Origin of the sequence: Aliiroseovarius sediminis (assembly GCF_022678485.1) — a bacterium.
Classification (GTDB): domain Bacteria; phylum Pseudomonadota; class Alphaproteobacteria; order Rhodobacterales; family Rhodobacteraceae; genus Aliiroseovarius; species Aliiroseovarius sediminis.
The window spans coordinates 271,472-286,748 of sequence record NZ_JALBYP010000035.1 but is presented as its reverse complement, the minus strand read 5'-3'; the positions used below and the strand labels follow the sequence as shown (position 1 = coordinate 286,748).

The 15,277-nt window shown below is 58.5% G+C and carries 18 protein-coding genes and 1 tRNA gene; 9 read left to right on the top strand and 10 right to left on the bottom strand.

Translation table 11 applies throughout. The annotated features are described in order from the left end of the window. Positions 1-83: 83 nt before the first annotated feature. Complete coding sequence (locus tag MN186_RS12875; protein WP_242114766.1) at positions 84-542, top strand: low molecular weight protein-tyrosine-phosphatase; 459 nt, start codon at positions 84-86, stop codon at positions 540-542. Here the strand turns inward: MN186_RS12875 and MN186_RS12870 are convergent, their stop codons facing one another. The 3 genes from MN186_RS12870 to MN186_RS12860 form a co-directional block, all read right to left on the bottom strand. After that, positions 543-854, bottom strand: a complete 312-nt coding sequence (locus MN186_RS12870; RefSeq protein WP_242114765.1) for a hypothetical protein — start codon at positions 852-854, stop codon at positions 543-545. It lies immediately after the preceding gene. Positions 855-957: 103 nt separating this feature from the next. Then, the gene (locus tag MN186_RS12865) at positions 958-1,914 is read right to left on the bottom strand and encodes a 1-phosphofructokinase family hexose kinase (protein ID WP_242114764.1); all 957 of its coding nucleotides are present in this window, start codon (positions 1,912-1,914) and stop codon (positions 958-960) included. 29 nt (positions 1,915-1,943) lie between these two features. Further along, a complete protein-coding gene (locus MN186_RS12860; RefSeq protein WP_242114763.1) occupies positions 1,944-2,219 on the bottom strand; it encodes a Rossmann-fold NAD(P)-binding domain-containing protein in 276 nt (91 codons plus the stop codon). Between the two features lie 225 nt (positions 2,220-2,444). On the opposite strand from MN186_RS12860, the gene MN186_RS12855 reads away from it, so the two are divergent. From MN186_RS12855 to MN186_RS12820, 8 genes are all read left to right on the top strand, one after another. After that, positions 2,445-2,669 carry an Lrp/AsnC ligand binding domain-containing protein gene (locus tag MN186_RS12855; protein ID WP_242114762.1) on the top strand — a complete coding sequence of 75 codons (225 nt, stop codon included), beginning with the start codon at positions 2,445-2,447 and terminating at the stop codon, positions 2,667-2,669. A 122-nt stretch (positions 2,670-2,791) separates the two neighbouring features. Beyond that, a complete protein-coding gene (gene lepA, locus MN186_RS12850) occupies positions 2,792-4,591 on the top strand; it encodes a translation elongation factor 4 (protein ID WP_242114761.1) in 1,800 nt (599 codons plus the stop codon). Positions 4,592-4,810: 219 nt separating this feature from the next. After that, positions 4,811-5,647, top strand: coding sequence for a DUF4747 family protein (locus MN186_RS12845; RefSeq protein WP_242114760.1), 837 nt, complete (start codon positions 4,811-4,813; stop codon positions 5,645-5,647). A gap of 1 nt (position 5,648) precedes the next feature. Next, on the top strand, positions 5,649-6,134 hold the full coding sequence (locus MN186_RS12840; protein WP_242114759.1) for a hypothetical protein: 486 nt from the start codon (positions 5,649-5,651) through the stop codon (positions 6,132-6,134). 115 nt (positions 6,135-6,249) lie between these two features. After that, positions 6,250-6,756, top strand: a complete 507-nt coding sequence (locus tag MN186_RS12835) for a PhnA domain-containing protein (protein ID WP_242114758.1) — start codon at positions 6,250-6,252, stop codon at positions 6,754-6,756. Positions 6,757-6,802: 46 nt separating this feature from the next. Next, a complete protein-coding gene (locus MN186_RS12830) occupies positions 6,803-6,997 on the top strand; it encodes a CTP synthetase (RefSeq protein ID WP_242114757.1) in 195 nt (64 codons plus the stop codon). A gap of 74 nt (positions 6,998-7,071) precedes the next feature. Beyond that, positions 7,072-7,251, top strand: coding sequence for a CTP synthetase (locus MN186_RS12825; protein ID WP_242114756.1), 180 nt, complete (start codon positions 7,072-7,074; stop codon positions 7,249-7,251). Positions 7,252-7,306: 55 nt separating this feature from the next. Beyond that, positions 7,307-7,383, top strand: a tRNA-Arg gene (locus MN186_RS12820). 113 nt (positions 7,384-7,496) lie between these two features. Here MN186_RS12820 and ggt read toward each other — a convergent pair. The 7 genes from ggt to fabB form a co-directional block, all read right to left on the bottom strand. Continuing rightward, entirely contained in the window at positions 7,497-9,224 is a 1,728-nt protein-coding gene (gene ggt, locus MN186_RS12815) for a gamma-glutamyltransferase (RefSeq protein WP_242114755.1), read from the bottom strand. An 86-nt stretch (positions 9,225-9,310) separates the two neighbouring features. Continuing rightward, entirely contained in the window at positions 9,311-10,108 is a 798-nt protein-coding gene (gene pcaD, locus MN186_RS12810; RefSeq protein WP_242114754.1) for a 3-oxoadipate enol-lactonase, read from the bottom strand. Further along, on the bottom strand, positions 10,109-11,314 hold the full coding sequence (locus MN186_RS12805) for an endonuclease/exonuclease/phosphatase family protein (RefSeq protein WP_242114753.1): 1,206 nt from the start codon (positions 11,312-11,314) through the stop codon (positions 10,109-10,111). A gap of 12 nt (positions 11,315-11,326) precedes the next feature. Then, positions 11,327-12,298, bottom strand: coding sequence for a threonine ammonia-lyase (locus tag MN186_RS12800; protein WP_242114752.1), 972 nt, complete (start codon positions 12,296-12,298; stop codon positions 11,327-11,329). Continuing rightward, complete coding sequence (locus MN186_RS12795) at positions 12,295-13,122, bottom strand: alpha/beta fold hydrolase (RefSeq protein WP_242114751.1); 828 nt, start codon at positions 13,120-13,122, stop codon at positions 12,295-12,297. The genes MN186_RS12800 and MN186_RS12795 overlap by 4 nt, the downstream gene beginning before the upstream one ends. Before the next feature lie 99 nt (positions 13,123-13,221). Further along, positions 13,222-14,010, bottom strand: coding sequence for an enoyl-ACP reductase FabI (locus MN186_RS12790; RefSeq protein ID WP_242114750.1), 789 nt, complete (start codon positions 14,008-14,010; stop codon positions 13,222-13,224). Between the two features lie 27 nt (positions 14,011-14,037). Then, a complete protein-coding gene (gene fabB, locus MN186_RS12785) occupies positions 14,038-15,267 on the bottom strand; it encodes a beta-ketoacyl-ACP synthase I (protein WP_242114749.1) in 1,230 nt (409 codons plus the stop codon). Positions 15,268-15,277: the final 10 nt, after the last annotated feature.

Below are 15,277 nucleotides of genomic sequence, written 5' to 3'. Positions count from 1 at the left end.
AGGTAAAAGGCGGTGGGCGAAGCTACGCCCGCCGAGTCTTCGATAGGCGTGACACGCAAGGGTGCAAAGGCTAGAACAGCCCCATGAATCACCGCATCCTTTTCGTTTGTCTGGGCAATATTTGCCGTTCCCCCACCGCCGAGGGCGTGTTTCGCACTTTGGCCACCGACCACCCCGACCTACACGTTCAGATTGACAGCGCAGGGACATCAGACTGGCATGTGGGCAATCCGCCCTATGGGCCGATGCAAGACGCCGCGCGCGCCCGTGGTTACGATTTGTCAACGCTTAGGGCGCGCCAGTTCACGCCCGCCGATTTCAAGCAGTTTGACCTAATCATCGCCATGGATGACAGCAACCTGTCCGATATCGAGAAATTGCGCCCCGCGGAAGCGACCACGCGCGTCGCACTGTTTACGGATTTCGCGCCCGATACGGGGATGGACCACGTGCCCGACCCGTATTTCACGCGAAATTTTGATCAGACGCTGGACCTTGTGGAAGCCGCCGCGCGCGGATTGTTGGCCGATCTAGCGGGTTGATCAGCGGCGACAGTTAGAGGTCACGGCTTGCCCGAACCGCTTGTATTTCTGCCAGAACCGTTCGTCCGAGCGACGGTCCGATTGCCGCGTTGCCTGGCTTCGATGCGGGTCTTTAAAGAATTTGGCTACCATTGCGCGTTCGCGGTTGGTCAACATTGCGTCGGCCACGTTTTGGATGCAGCCACACAGCGCGCGCGAAGCGTTGGCGCGGTCGGCGCTTAGGCAGGCCCGTTCGATCGAGCTGCCTGCGAATGCGGCTTGGCTGGGAAAGATGACTGTGATCAGCGCAAGTGAAAGAAGAACCCGTTTCATTGCTGTCCTCGTAAAAATCTGCCTCGGTCTATGACGGGTCTTTGGCGCCCGTTCCGGTTACAAGATACCTTCTTTTACAGTTTGATGCAATTTCCATTGCTGTTCACAGCTTCGTGATCTTGACCTGCGGCAACAGGCTGCGCAGATCATCGGGGCGGCACAGATCGGTGGCGGGGCTCATCACTGCGGCGCTGGCAGCGGCGGTGCCGTGGCGCAGCGCCTCGGACCAGTCGTCGCCCTTGGCGCGCGAAAGGGTGAATGCGCCTACGAAACTGTCACCCGCGCCGACCTTGCTGACCACCGGGACAGGCGGCGTCGCGGCATGTAAGATTTGATCGGCCGTCGCCAAAACCGACCCTTTCGCGCCCAACGCCAGCACGACCGCCCTTGCATGCCCATCTGATACAATCGACTGAGCAAACGTCGCGACATCGGCAAGGTTGGAAAGTGCGCGGCCGGCCAAAGTCTCGCTTTCTGCGTTATCGAGTCTGAGGATATCTGCCATGGCGCCGTCGCGTGTCGTCTGCACTGATAATGCCGCACCTGATGTGTCCAGCGTTAGCACCGCCCCCTTGGCGCGTGTGATGCCGGCCAGCATTTTCGGGAAATCGTCGGGGACACCGGGCGGGTGCGATCCGGACAGGACCACGTGCGTATTCGCAGCAATCACTTGCGAAAGCTGATCGCAAAGCGCAGCAAGGGTGGTGTCGGACCAAGCCGGGCCGGGCATCACAAACCGAAATTGGGTGCCATCCTGCCGGTCGCTGACAGCCAGTGACATGCGGGTTTCGCCATTCAGCGAGAAGGGGATCATCGGCACACCTTCGGCTTTTAGCAGCGCGGCCAGTTGCTGACCGCGAAACCCCGCCAGCGCGACAAACGCAGTGGCCGATCCACCTGACAGTCGGATTGCACGGGCGACATTGATGCCGCCGCCGCCGGGATCTAAAAGCGGCGCGTCGCAGCGCAGCTTTTCGTCCGGTCGCACCGCGTCTACCCCGGTCGAGATATCCAGCGCAGGGTTCAGCGTGATTGTCAGAATGTCGGCAGCTGCAGTCATGGGCTTTCGATTATTGTTCTGTTGGCTTGTCAAAGGTTAGGACGTTGCGCGGGCCGCCGCAATGCTGCCAAGGCAAAGGGGGCTACAGCCGCGTGGGCTTTGATGTTTCGGGCCACCATGTCCTGAGTGATGCTTGCCGGACTGATCCCTCTTTTTGCCGCCGTGGCTAAGATTGCTTCCATCGTATCGTCCAGCGCAGCAAGTTTGCGGCCAACCCAGTCCTGACGGTTTTCGATCTGCAAGACCTCGGTTGCCACATTGATGATACCGCCGCCGTTGGCCACGAAGTCGGGCGCATCCAGCATTCCGCTTTGCGCCAGAAGATTGGCGTCATGCGGGGCTGCAAGTCGGTTGTTTGCCCCTTAGTCACCGCCTTCACCCGCAATTGTGCGATCGTGTTGGCCTTCAGGCTGCGGCCAATGGCGCATGGAGCGAGAATACCGGCGTCCATGCCATAGACCTTATCCAGCCCGACTGTTTTTGCACCAAATGACATCTTTGCCGCGAAGACGCGGGCGGAGTCTATCTTTGTGAAAATCAGATCCGCGCCTGCGCTGACCCGGTTCGAACGAGACGTATCGCGCATACAAGAGGTCATGGAATGCCACCTGATGAGCGGCAACCGCGACATCGTCCTGCGCGTCGTTGTCGCCGACCTGTCCACGTTTGATCGCTTCATGAAAGCAAACCTAATGCTTGTGGCCGGGATCAGGCGGATGCGGTCGAGTTTTATATTCAGAACGATGTTAAAATGAAAGGTATTGCCGGTGAGATCGCGGCAAGGCGCGCCGGGGGAATACCGAGCATTTGCGATAACGCCGCGCAATCACATCAACGCCATTGACCAAACCCTATTTCCCCCTCATATCCCTCTCTCATGACTGACCTTAAACACATCCGCAATTTCTCGATCGTCGCGCATATCGACCATGGGAAATCCACGCTTGCTGACCGCTTGATTCAGGAGACAAACACCGTTTCTTTGCGGGACATGAAAGAGCAGATGCTCGACAGCATGGATATCGAGCGGGAGCGCGGCATTACCATCAAGGCCAATACGGTGCGGATAGAGTATTCCGCCGATGACGGGCAGGATTACGTTCTGAACCTGATCGACACCCCCGGCCACGTCGATTTCGCCTATGAGGTCAGCCGGTCAATGCGGGCGGTTGAAGGGTCGCTGCTGGTTGTGGATTCGACCCAAGGTGTCGAGGCGCAGACGCTGGCCAATGTGTATCAGGCCATCGACGCGGATCACGAGATCGTGCCGATCCTGAACAAGATCGACTTGCCCGCGTCCGACTGCGACCGCGTGGCAGAACAGATCGAGGATGTGATCGGCATCGACGCGTCGGGTGCCATTCAGGTGTCGGCCAAAACCGGTCAGGGCATTCGCGAAACGCTGGAAGCCATCGTGCAGCACCTACCCGCGCCAACAGGCGACCCTAACGCGCCGTTGAAGGCGATGCTGGTCGACAGTTGGTATGACGCCTATCTGGGTGTGATCGTCCTGATCCGCGTGATCGACGGCAAGCTGAAAAAGGGCGAGCGTATTCGCATGTTGTCGACAAACGCCGTCTATCCGGTGGACCGCGTAGGTGTGTTTACCCCGCTTATGAAACCGGTCGACGAGCTGGGACCGGGAGAGATCGGTTTTTTGACCGCCTCGATCAAGCAGGTGCGCGACACGCGGGTGGGTGACACGATCACGCATGAGAAGAAAGGCACGACCAATGCGTTGCCGGGCTTCAAGCCGGCGCAGCCGGTGGTGTTCTGTGGCCTGTTCCCTGTGGACACAGCAGAATTTGAAGACCTGCGCGACAGCATTGAAAAACTTGCCCTGAACGATGCGTCGTTCAGCTATGAGATGGAGACCTCGGCCGCGTTGGGCTTTGGCTTCCGCTGTGGTTTCCTTGGTCTTTTGCACCTTGAGGTGATCCGCGACCGGATCGAACGTGAATATGACATCGAGCTGATCACGACCGCGCCAAGCGTGATCTATCACGTGTTTATGAAAGACGGCACACAGTTCGAACTGCACAACCCTGCCGACATGCCTGATCCCTCAACCGTCGATCATTTGGAGGAGCCGCGGATCAAAGCGACGATCCTTGTGCCCGACGAATATCTGGGCGACGTGCTGAAACTGTGCCAGGACCGCCGGGGCATCCAGCTGGACCTGACCTATGCCGGGTCGCGCGCGATGGTTGTCTATGACCTCCCCTTGAATGAAGTAGTGTTCGACTTCTATGATCGCCTGAAATCCGTAACAAAGGGTTACGCATCGTTTGACTATCAAATACTGGGCTATCGCGAGGATAATCTGGTCAAGATGTCGATCCTTGTGAATGACGAACCCGTAGATGCGCTGTCCACCATGGTGCACCGCGACCGCGCCGAAATGCGTGGCCGCGCGATGGTTGAAAAACTGAAAGACCTGATCCCCCGCCACATGTTCAAAATCCCGATCCAAGCGGCGATTGGCGGTAAGGTCATCGCGCGCGAGACGCTGTCCGCCCTGCGCAAAGACGTGACCGCGAAATGTTACGGCGGAGACGCGACCCGGAAGAAGAAACTGCTGGAGAAGCAGAAAGCCGGTAAGAAGAAAATGCGCCAATTCGGGAAAGTGGACATCCCGCAGGAAGCGTTTATTAGCGCGCTTAAGATGGACGACTAAAAGTCGGCCAACTTATGCGCGCAGTGCGCGGCAGCGAATTGCAAAGCAAATCGCGTGCGCACGCCGGTGCGGCTACTTTGCTGTGCTTGCTCCATATCCAGCGGTACCCTGACTTGCAGGGAGTCTCAGTCAAAAAAAGTCACCCACTCATACAATTATGAGTAGAAATCTCATAGGGATTTTGGTGAAGTGAAAGAAATTTTCTGTTGAGGTATAAAAATGCGAGCGAGAATTGCGAAGTTTACAGTGCTCAATGTAGCAGCTAACCCGCACCCAGATGGTATCTACCATAAAATTTTTAGTAAGGCCGCTGAAGCGGAAGGGCGACCGTATGGCCGCAACTGGTTCGCCAAAGTTGGAAAACCGTCGCCATCCCAAGATGGTTTCTTCCATGGTCGAATTGCAATTTGGCACGAGCTCAAGGGCAAGGCCATCGAAACGTCATCCCTAGAGCGGCAAGATCTGGCAAGTTTGTTGAATGACGATGCTGAGGGGTTCGGTTTCCCTTCAAAGGTGTTTTCTTTTACCTTTAGGGAAGCAGATCATTTACTTTTCTGTGAGTTTAAGAATGATGAGGGCGATCTTATTACACCCTCTTCGCTTGGCAAGGCGCTGCAGAAGGTGCTTGTTGCGACTGCGGCAGATTTAGGCATCGATTTGAGCGTAACAGTGCTGCCTGAACATGACACAATCGAACAGATATTCGAGTTAGCCGTCGTGAAAAAAATTTCGTTGGGCTTCTCGCTTCCCAATTCAGGTGATGATCTGTCACAGGAAAAAAGAATTCTAATTGAAAGGCTTAAGCGACAAGGGATTAATAAACAGAAGTCAGAATACACCAAGGCAAAATCTGTCGAAACTATTGAAATTGATGACGAACTTAGAGCAGAAATCGAAGTTGGCGCGGAGAATGGCAAAGTTGTAGCAACAGGTGTAGATACTGAAGGACATAAGAAAATAATCGATACAACACAGCGTCCAACTATAATCGAGAAAACGATGGCTGCGGAAGATAGCAGTGTTGGCGTGCTTCGCACCTTGGCTCAGGAGATTTAGATTGTCCGCAATTGTAACCTATTGGAAAGCTTACGGGGGATTGGCCTCCCTTCTTTCCTCTGGGTATCTATGGGCCGCTGTCCTTTTATCGATTCTATTGAATCCCTTGTGGCTCATTCCCACCGAACCAGAGGCAACAGTTCTCTGGACAGGGCTTGCAATTTCGGTTCTTCCTGGACTTACCGCCTTTTCCCTCGGTGCGATCGCGATATTTCTCGCACTAACAAAAGGCGCCTTCCTTGCTGTAATGCAAGAAGGAGGTGACCAAAGCTTCTTTCTTAAGGTTGTTGCTGCTTTTTTCCACTTTCTCTTAGTTCAATTTGCCGCGCTCACCCTTTCTTTTTGCGTTGTCGCATGGCCTAATGGTTGGCTATCATTCATTGGCTTTACTGTTTTCCTGTATGCAGTGTTTTCAGGTGTTGCTGCAGCCGCTATCTTGGTTGATGTCGCTGAAATCAAAAATGTTGCTGACCCGCTTGATGAATAAAGCTTCTTACCTGCCAAGAAAGCGGGCAAGTTTCGCCTCTAGGCCGCCCCGACCACTCCCCTTCCCCTCCACTCCATTCCCACCTATAGCTCCACCACCCAACCTAGGAGCCCCCATGACCTGCCCCCTCTGCGCCTCAGCCGCCCCTCTATCTTCCTTCCCCGTCCCCGGCGGACCCGCGGACGCCTCGGCTGACATTTGCGCCACCTGCGCCGCCCAGATCGACGGCACGCCGGAGGAAAACCATTGGCGGGGGCTTGCGTCCTCGATGTGGTCCGAGGATGTGGCGGTTCAGGTGTTGTCTGTGCGGATGTTGAAGCGGTTGGATGCCCCGTGGGCGCAGGATTTGCTGGACCAAGTGTATCTGGACGAGGACACGCAGGCGTGGGTCGACAATGTCGCCGCCGCGTCCAGTCACAAGGATGCCAATGGGGCGACGCTTGAGCAGGGCGACAACGTGGTGTTGATCAAGGACCTGCCCGTGAAGGGCGCGGGGTTCACGGCGAAACGCGGCACGGCGGTGCGCGGGATCAGCCTTGTGGCGGACAATCCCGAGCATATCGAGGGTCGCGTGGAAGGGCAGCGCATTGTCATTCTGACGCAGTTCGTGAAGAAGAAGTAGGCAGGGCGGGGCCAGTCGGCTATGTCGCCCGGCAAGGAGGCCCCTGATGCGCTCACCGCTTTTTAAGATCGTCATGACATTTTACGGGATCATCGGGTCCACGCTGGCCTCGGTTCTGGTCGTGGTTGCGCTGGTCAACGGCGTGTCCGGCCTGTGGCCCTTGCTGGGCGCAGCGGGCGTCGGCTTCGTGGTCGGGTTGCCAGTGAGCTACTTTGTCGCAAAAGCAATGATCGGCGACTGATCCAGATCAAAGAGGCGCGGCGGTCCTCGGTCCACAAAACGTGCGTATTCGCGAATGTATCGAAGGAGAATGCCATGTTCCGCCTCGCCGCTGTCATCTATATCCTGCTTGGCGCAACGCTCGCCGGGATTTTCATCATCGCCGCGCTGACCGTCGGCATGGATACCGCGCAGCCGATCATCTATGCCGCCGTCGCAGGCTTTATCGTCGCGCTGCCGGTGTCGTGGGTGGTTGCCAAGCAGATCAGAGGCTGATCCGTCGTTTTACGGTTGAAAGGGGGGCTGCGCCGGGGGTAAGGCTTCGTCGTGCGGCCCCGTAGCTCAACTGGATAGAGCGGCTGACTTCTAATCAGCAGGTTGAGGGTTCGAGTCCTTCCGGGGTCGCCATTGGTCAGCTGAAAGCCCAGTATCCCGCCCAGCACCTTTTGGGTGCAAGTCCTGGCGGTCCGGCACGCGCCGGGCAGTGAGGCAGGCAGGTCGAAACCCGCCTGCCTGAGTGGTCAATAACCGCGCGCGGCCGAGCTGGTCTGGCGCGTGTCCGCCCCGCCCAGCAACAGCCCGTCTTCCTCGTCCACGACAATCGACTGGGCCGAGCCCATGGTCGACATGACCTCGACCACGTGACCCTTGGCTTCAAGGGCTGCGATTGTGTCGCGGCTCAGACCTTCTTCGACGCGCAGCACTTCGGGCAGCCATTGGTGGTGGATGCGCGGTGCGACGGTGGCTTCTGCGACGTTCATGCCGTGGTCGATCACGTTCATGATCATCTGAAGAACCGTGGTGATGATGCGCGACCCGCCGGGGCTGCCGGTGACCATGAACACCTTGCCGTCTTTCGTGACCAGCGTCGGGCTCATCGACGACAGCGGGCGTTTGCCGGGTTCGACGGCGTTTGCGTCCCCGCCGATCAATCCATAGGCGTTCATGACGCCGGGTTTCGCTGCGAAATCGTCCATTTCGTTGTTCATCAGAACGCCGGTGCCATCGGCAACCATGCCCGACCCATAGGAAAAGTTGATCGTATAGGTGTTCGACACCGCGTTGCCGTCCTTGTCCACGATCGAATAATGTGTGGTTTGATCGCTTTCATAGGGCGTCAGATCGGCCGGTTTGATCTGATCGGACGGAGTTGCACGGGCCAGAGAGATGTCATCGCGAATATCGCGCGCATAGTCTTTTGAGGTCAGTTCAGCCTGCGGCACATCATAGAAATCCGGGTCGCCCAGATATTCCGAACGGTCGGCATAGGCACGTTTCATCGCTTCGGCCATCAGGTGAATGGTTTCGGACGAATTGTGGCCAAGGAAGCCGATGGGATACTCTTCCAACGTGTTCAGGATCTGGATGATGTGAATCCCGCCCGAGGACGGGGGCGGCATCGACACGATTTCATAGCCGCGATAGGTGCCGCTGACCGGCTCGCGGCTCAGCGCCTTGTATCCGGCCATGTCTTCCATCGTGATACGCCCGCCAGCAGCTTGCACCGCATCCACAATGGCTTGCGCGGTTTCACCAGTGTAGAAACCATCTGGACCCTGATCGGAGATGCTTTGCAGGGTCGCGGCCAGATCGGACTGAACCAGAGTGTCGCCGGGCGCATAGAATGACCCATCTTCCTTGTAGAAGATCGCCTGGGACGACGGCCATGCCTTCAACCGGTCCTCAAGCCCTATCAGGCTGTCGGCCAGATCCGCGGTCACGGTGATGCCATCACGGGCGAGGCGGATGGCGGGTTCGATGACCTCGGCCATGGTCATGGTGCCGTATTCATCCAGCACCATCTGCATCCCGGCGACCGTGCCCGGCACGCCCGTGGCAAGGCCGGTGAAGCGCGATTTCTGGCTGTCGGCGTTGCCTTCTTCATCCAGAAACATATCGCGGTCGGCGCTTTGCGGGGCCATCTCGCGATAGTCGATAGCCTTGGTTTCGCCGGTCTCAGCGTCATGGATCATCATGAAGCCGCCCCCGCCAAGGTTGCCCGCGCGTGGCAAGGTCACTGCCAGCGCAAAGGCGACCGCGACACCTGCATCGGCGGCATTGCCCCCGGCCGCCAGTATGTCGCGCCCGATTTCGGCGGCGACTTCTTCCTGCGCGACGACCATGCCGTTTTTCGCCCAAGCGGGATGAATGCGGTCCATACCACTGTAGATCGCCGCCTCTTGCGACATGCTGGCGGCAGGCGCGAACGCCAAGGCGACGCCCGTTAGGATTGCGAATGTGTGTCTCATCATGACCCCCTGTTGGTTGTTCATGATCATGACCCTACGCGACGTTTTACGTTACGGCAACTTTGAGTTGATGAGGGCACCAGCGATCAGATGTGCCCCAGCCCGTCAAGAAACCCGGTCAGGATGTGCGCAAAGTCCTGTGGCTTCTCGGCCGGGCCCATATGGCCCGTGCCGCGAAGCAGGTGGAACTGCGCGCCGGGTATCAGACCTGCGGTTTCGCGCACAAGGTCGGCGGGGGTTGATCCGTCCTCGGACCCGGCGATGGCCAGCGTGGGCAGGCGCAGGCGCGCGGTGCTTTCGTAAAGATCGGTGCCTGCGATCGCTTCCATACAGCCCAGGTATCCGGTCAGGGCTGTGGCGCGCAGACGGGCGCGGGCGGCATCGACAAGCTCGGGTTGATCTCGGCGGGTGGCGCGGGCAAACCAGCGGTCCATCGTCGGTTCGACCATGGGGTCAATGCCAGCGGCGCGCACGGCTGCGATCCGGTCCGCCCAGATGGCGGGCGTGGCGATCTTTACCGCCGTGTTCGCCACGACCAGGCCGCGCACAAGATCGAGCCGTTCGGCCGCAAGCCCCTGCGCAATCATGCCACCGATAGACTGGCCGACGAACACGCAGTCACGGACGTGCAGCCGGTCCAGAACTCGCGCGGCATCCCCCACCAGATCGCCCATCGGATAAGGTCCGTCAGGGCAGGGGCTTTGACCGTGTCCCCGCATATCCATGCGGATCAGGCGCAGGCTGTCGGGCATGTGCACCAGCAGCGCATCCCACATCGTCAGGTCGGACCCCAGCGCATGGGCAAACACGACCGCAGGGCCATCTGTAAGGCCGCTGTCGACAACATGCAGGGTAGGGCTGTCATCACCCGGAATGACGATCATCTAGCCCTCATCCTCGCGCATGGTCAGATAGGCCATGATCTGTCCGTGATCCGACGCGAGTTTATTATACGGCGCCTCGGGGTGAGAGCCATCGGTGATGTGGTCATTCAACACGCTGAAATAGGTCATGTCTGCGATGCGCTGGTCATTGTCCGGGTGGAAATGCCGGCTGAGGTAGATCTGGTCGATGCTTTCAAAAACCCCGCCAAAGGCCGAGGTATAGACCATGTCGCGAAGTGATTTGCGCACGAACAGTTTTTCGGCGGAGTGAAGGCGCACCGCTTCGACCTCGCGGGTGATCTGGATGTTCTCTTTTTTGGAGTATCGGTCGTGATCTGATTTCGCGTCGTGGCGCAACATCCACGAATAGTTCTTGAATGGCACCTCGCCCGAAACGATTTCGGAACTGACGGCATGTTCGCCATCATTGAAATCACCAAGCACCGCGACGGGATGCCCCGCCTTCAATTCCTTGATGATAAAACCACGCAGAACCCAAGCTTCGGTCATCCGGCGCATGGCCGCGCGGGCGGCCCCAAGGGCGCGACCGACCGGGTCGTAGTTGGTCAGATCCTCTTCGGGTGCGAAATCGGCACCGGGCGGGCGGATGAATTCGCCTAGTTTTGATTTCAGGTGACAGTTGAATACCGTGACCACCTGATCCCCGATGGGGATGCGGGCGCGCAGGATGGGTCGGGACAGGCGCGTCAGGGTGTATTCGCCTGCCTCACCTTCAAGCCCGCGCAGGGGGGCGAAGGGGATGGTCAGCGGCTCGGGCAAGTCCTGAATGACTTGCGGCGTCTCGGCAAAGCCAAACCGCGACAAGATCGCGACGCCGGGGCGGCGTTGGCCGGGGCCCGCATCGGCGGCGTTGGGCGCGAAGGCGAGATGGTCTTGATCCCACGGGCGGATCGCCAGCTTTCGGAAAATCGCCTTGCGGTGATAGCCCTTGCTTTCATCCGGTATGGTGGCCGCGTTCAAGATGGCGGCGCGTTTGTTAGCCTCGCCAATGACATCGCGCAGAGCGTCTTCTTCGAAGATTTCCTGAAAGCCAATGATGTCGGCATCCAGCGCCATCATTTGATCGGCCATCCAGTCGCGCTTCCACGCGTATTCTTCGGGCGTATAGCGTTGAAATTCATAATATTCCTGATCCGGCCCGATCAGGTTTTTCACGTTGAAAGAAGCGATGGTGAAGTCGGTCATATGGCCCTCCGATCAGGTGAAACGATTAAGCGCGTCGATGAAAATGGGTGTATCGACGTTGCCGCCAGAGGCGATGGCAATCACTGTATCGCCGTCAATCTGGGTCGCGTGAAACAGGCCTGCGGCCAGCGCCACCGCCCCACCCGGTTCAATCACGATCTTCAGCCGGGTGAATGCGGCGGCCATCGCGCGCAGGCAATCATCTTCGCTGACCACCAGGCCCGGACCGCATAGGTTTCGCATGATCGGGAAAGTCAGTTTGCCCGGCGACGGCGTGACAATCGCATCGCAAACGGACCCTGACCGCTTTGTGTTGTGTTCGATGCGTCCTGACGCCAGTGAACGTGCAGTGTCGTCAAACCCCTCTGGTTCGACCGTGTGAACGCGCAAGCCCGGTGCTTCGACTTCAAGGGCAAGCGCCACACCGGAAGTCAAGCCACCGCCGCCACACGGAACCAGCACCGATGCGCTGTTAATTCCGTTCGCCCGCGCTTGTGCGGCGATTTCCAGGCCGACAGTACCTTGTCCGGCGATCACATCGGCGTTGTCGAAGGGTTTGATCAAGGTTAGCCCGCGTTCTTGGGCCAATGTGTCACCGATCTGATCGCGGTTATCGTGTTCGCGGTCGTAAAGCACGACGTCGGCCCCAAAAGCGCGGGTGTTGTCGATTTTCTGCTGGGGTGCGTCGGATGGCATCACGATCACAGAACTGGCACCGGCCTGATGAGCGGCCAGCGCGATTCCTTGCGCATGGTTGCCCGAGGAATAGGCAATTATTCCCCGCTTGCGCCGGGTGTCGTCCAGCTTTGCGATGGCATTGCGCGCACCGCGATATTTGAAGCTTCCCGTATGTTGCAGACATTCGGCTTTCAAAAAAACGCGTTTGCCTGCGATCTCGTCCAAAAATGGTGAATTCAACAAAGGCGTGTAGCGCACGTGCCCATCAAGGCGGGCGGCGGCGGCGCGGATTTCGTCGATATTCACCGCATGTCCTCCAGCCAGTCGTGAATGGTCTCTAACGCCTCTGGTTCATCCAGAAACGGAACGTGGCCCCGATCGGCCACCCGACCATAGCGCATATCGGGGTTGCGCCGTCGCATTTCCCCCACGGTATCATCGGTCAGAAGATCCGAGTTTTCGCCATGGATCAGCGCGACGGGCACACCTTCAAGCGCGTCGAAATACGGCCATAAGTCCGGGGTGGGCTGCGCGCCCGCCTCGATCACTGCATCGCGCAAAGTGGGGTCATAGCGGTTTTTCAGCCCAGTTTCTGACTGGGCATAAAGATGGCGGACCTCGGCATCCCATCGTTCCATCGGGACGTTGTGAAAGCCCGCCGCTGTCATGGCGCTGGCGCGGGCCTCGGCTGCGTCTTTGAAGAAACGGGCAGAGGGTGCGCGGCCCAGAAAGCCCATGATGTTGTCCAACCCGCTTGGGTTGATCACCGGGCCGACATCGTTCAGACAGACACCCAGCAGCCGTTCCTTGGCGGCCATCGCAATCCCCATCGCGATCAACCCGCCGCGCGACGTTCCCAAGATCGCCACTTGGTCAAGGCCCAGGTGATCCAAAAGCATCAAGGCATCGTCGGCTTCCTGCGGCACGGTATAGGTTTGATAAGGCCCCCAATCAGATGCGCCCCGCCCGCGGTAATCCATGCGGATCAGCCGCACACGTGACAGGTGTGGCGCGATGAAATTGAAGTCTTCCGAATTGCGCGTCAGGCCCGACAGCGCCAGCACCGGCAGGCCTTCGCCCTCGTCCCGATACGCCAGCGTCAAGCCATCGCGCGCGGTAAAATTCTGCATGATTGCCCCCGTCTTCCGATCTTTGCTCGTAGTAAGCACTGGATGGGAAGGGCACGCAAGCAGATGGCTTGGTCGTATCGGCCCTGATGTCGATCACCGTCAGAGGTTTTCGGACTGCGGCATCCCCAGAACATGAAAGCCGCAATCAACAGCAATGATCTCGCCGGTTGTGCAGGCGCCATAGTCGGACGCCAGATAAACAGCGGTCCCGCCGATGCTTTCCAACGTCGCGTTCTGACGCATGGGGGCGTTCGCCTCGGTATGCCGGAACGTCTTGCGCGCGCCACCGATGGCAGCGCCTGCCAGCGTTTTCATCGGGCCGGGGGATATGGCGTTGACGCGGATGCCATCGGGGCCAAGGTCGTTCGCCAGATAGCGTACAGATGCCTCAAGCGCGGCTTTTGCGACGCCCATGACGTTATAAAACGGCGTCACGCGGTTCGACCCGCCATAGGTCATCGTCAAGATCGTGCCGCCATCTGTCATCTTGGGCGCGACGCGGCGCGCAACCTCGATCAATGAATAACAACTGATATCCATCGAGTTCTTGAAATTCGCGCGGCTGGTATCGACAAAGCGGCCCGTTAGCTCGTTCTTATCGGAATAGGCAATCGCATGGACCAGAAAATCAATGCTGTCCCACTTGGTCCACAGATCGTCAAACCCCTTGTCCAGCGCCGCGTCGTCCGTCACGTCCATATCGACCAGAATATCTGACCCGACCGAGGCCGCCAGCGGCTGAACCCGCTGCCCGAACGCCTCGCCCTGATAGGAAAACGCAAGCTCCGCCCCTTCGTTCGCCATTGCCTGCGCAATGCCCCATGCGATGGACCGGTTGTTGGCAACCCCCATGATAAGGCCGCGTTTTCCCTGCATAAGCCCAGCCATGTCAGTTCCTCACATATGTTTCAAAGATCAGTCGCGGTATTTGCTTAGCAGCATCGAGCCATTGGTCCCGCCGAATCCGAAGCTGTTGGTCATCACGGTATCAAGCCCGGCGTTTTCAACCAGCGATGTCGCGATCTCTTCGGGTTTGATGGCCGGGTCCAGCTCATCCACATTGATCGAGGGCGCGATAAAATCATGTTCCAGCATCAACAGGCAATACACGGCTTCTTGTGCGCCTGTGGCGCCTTGGCTGTGACCCGTCATTGATTTGGTCGAACTGATCGGCGGGGTGGAACCTTCGCCAAAGACGCGCCGGACGGCTTCCACTTCTCCGACATCACCAACGGGGGTCGAGGTCCCGTGCGCGTTGATATATCCCACTTTTCGATCATCGGGCAGCATTTGCATCGCCAATTGCATAGCGCGTTCGCCGCCCTCACCCGAAGGTGCCACCATGTCGTGACCATCCGATGTGGCGGCATAACCCGTGACTTCGGCATAGATCTTGGCGCCGCGCGCCTTGGCGTGGTCCAGATCCTCCAACACCAGAATGGCCCCGCCACCGCCAATGACGAACCCGTCGCGGTTCGCGTCAAACGCGCGCGACGCTTTTTCCGGCGTATCGTTATATTTCGACGACATCGCGCCCATCGCGTCGAACAGGCAGGACAGGGTCCAGTCCAGTTCTTCGCCACCACCGGCAAACATGATGTCCTGCTTGCCCATCATGATCTGTTCAGCCGCGTTGCCAATACAATGCAGGCTGGTCGAACAGGCCGACGTGATCGAATAGTTGATGCCCTTGATCTGAAACGCAGTCGCAAGGTTCGCGGAAATGGTCGAGCCCATGCATTTGGGAACCGCAAACGGGCCGATCCGCTTGGTCGCGCCGGTCTTCAAGGCCGTCTGATGAGCCGCAAACATCGCGCTGGTCGACGGCCCGCCAGACCCCGCCACCAGACCGGTGCGCGGATTGACCACATCATCGTCGCCAAGCCCCGCATCCGCGATTGCCTGGTTCATCGCGATATAGGCATAGGCCGCTCCCGGTCCCATGAACCGCAACGCGCGCTTGTCCACATGCGCCTTGATGTCGATATTCGGCTCGCCCGCGACTTGGCTGCGAAACCCGTGATCGACCATGTCCTGATTGGCGGTGATGCCGGATTTGCCAGCCTTCAGCGAGGCCAGAACCTCGTCCTTGTTGTTCCCGATGGCCGAGACAATGCCCAGACCGGTAACGACGACTCGACGCATAAGCGCACTC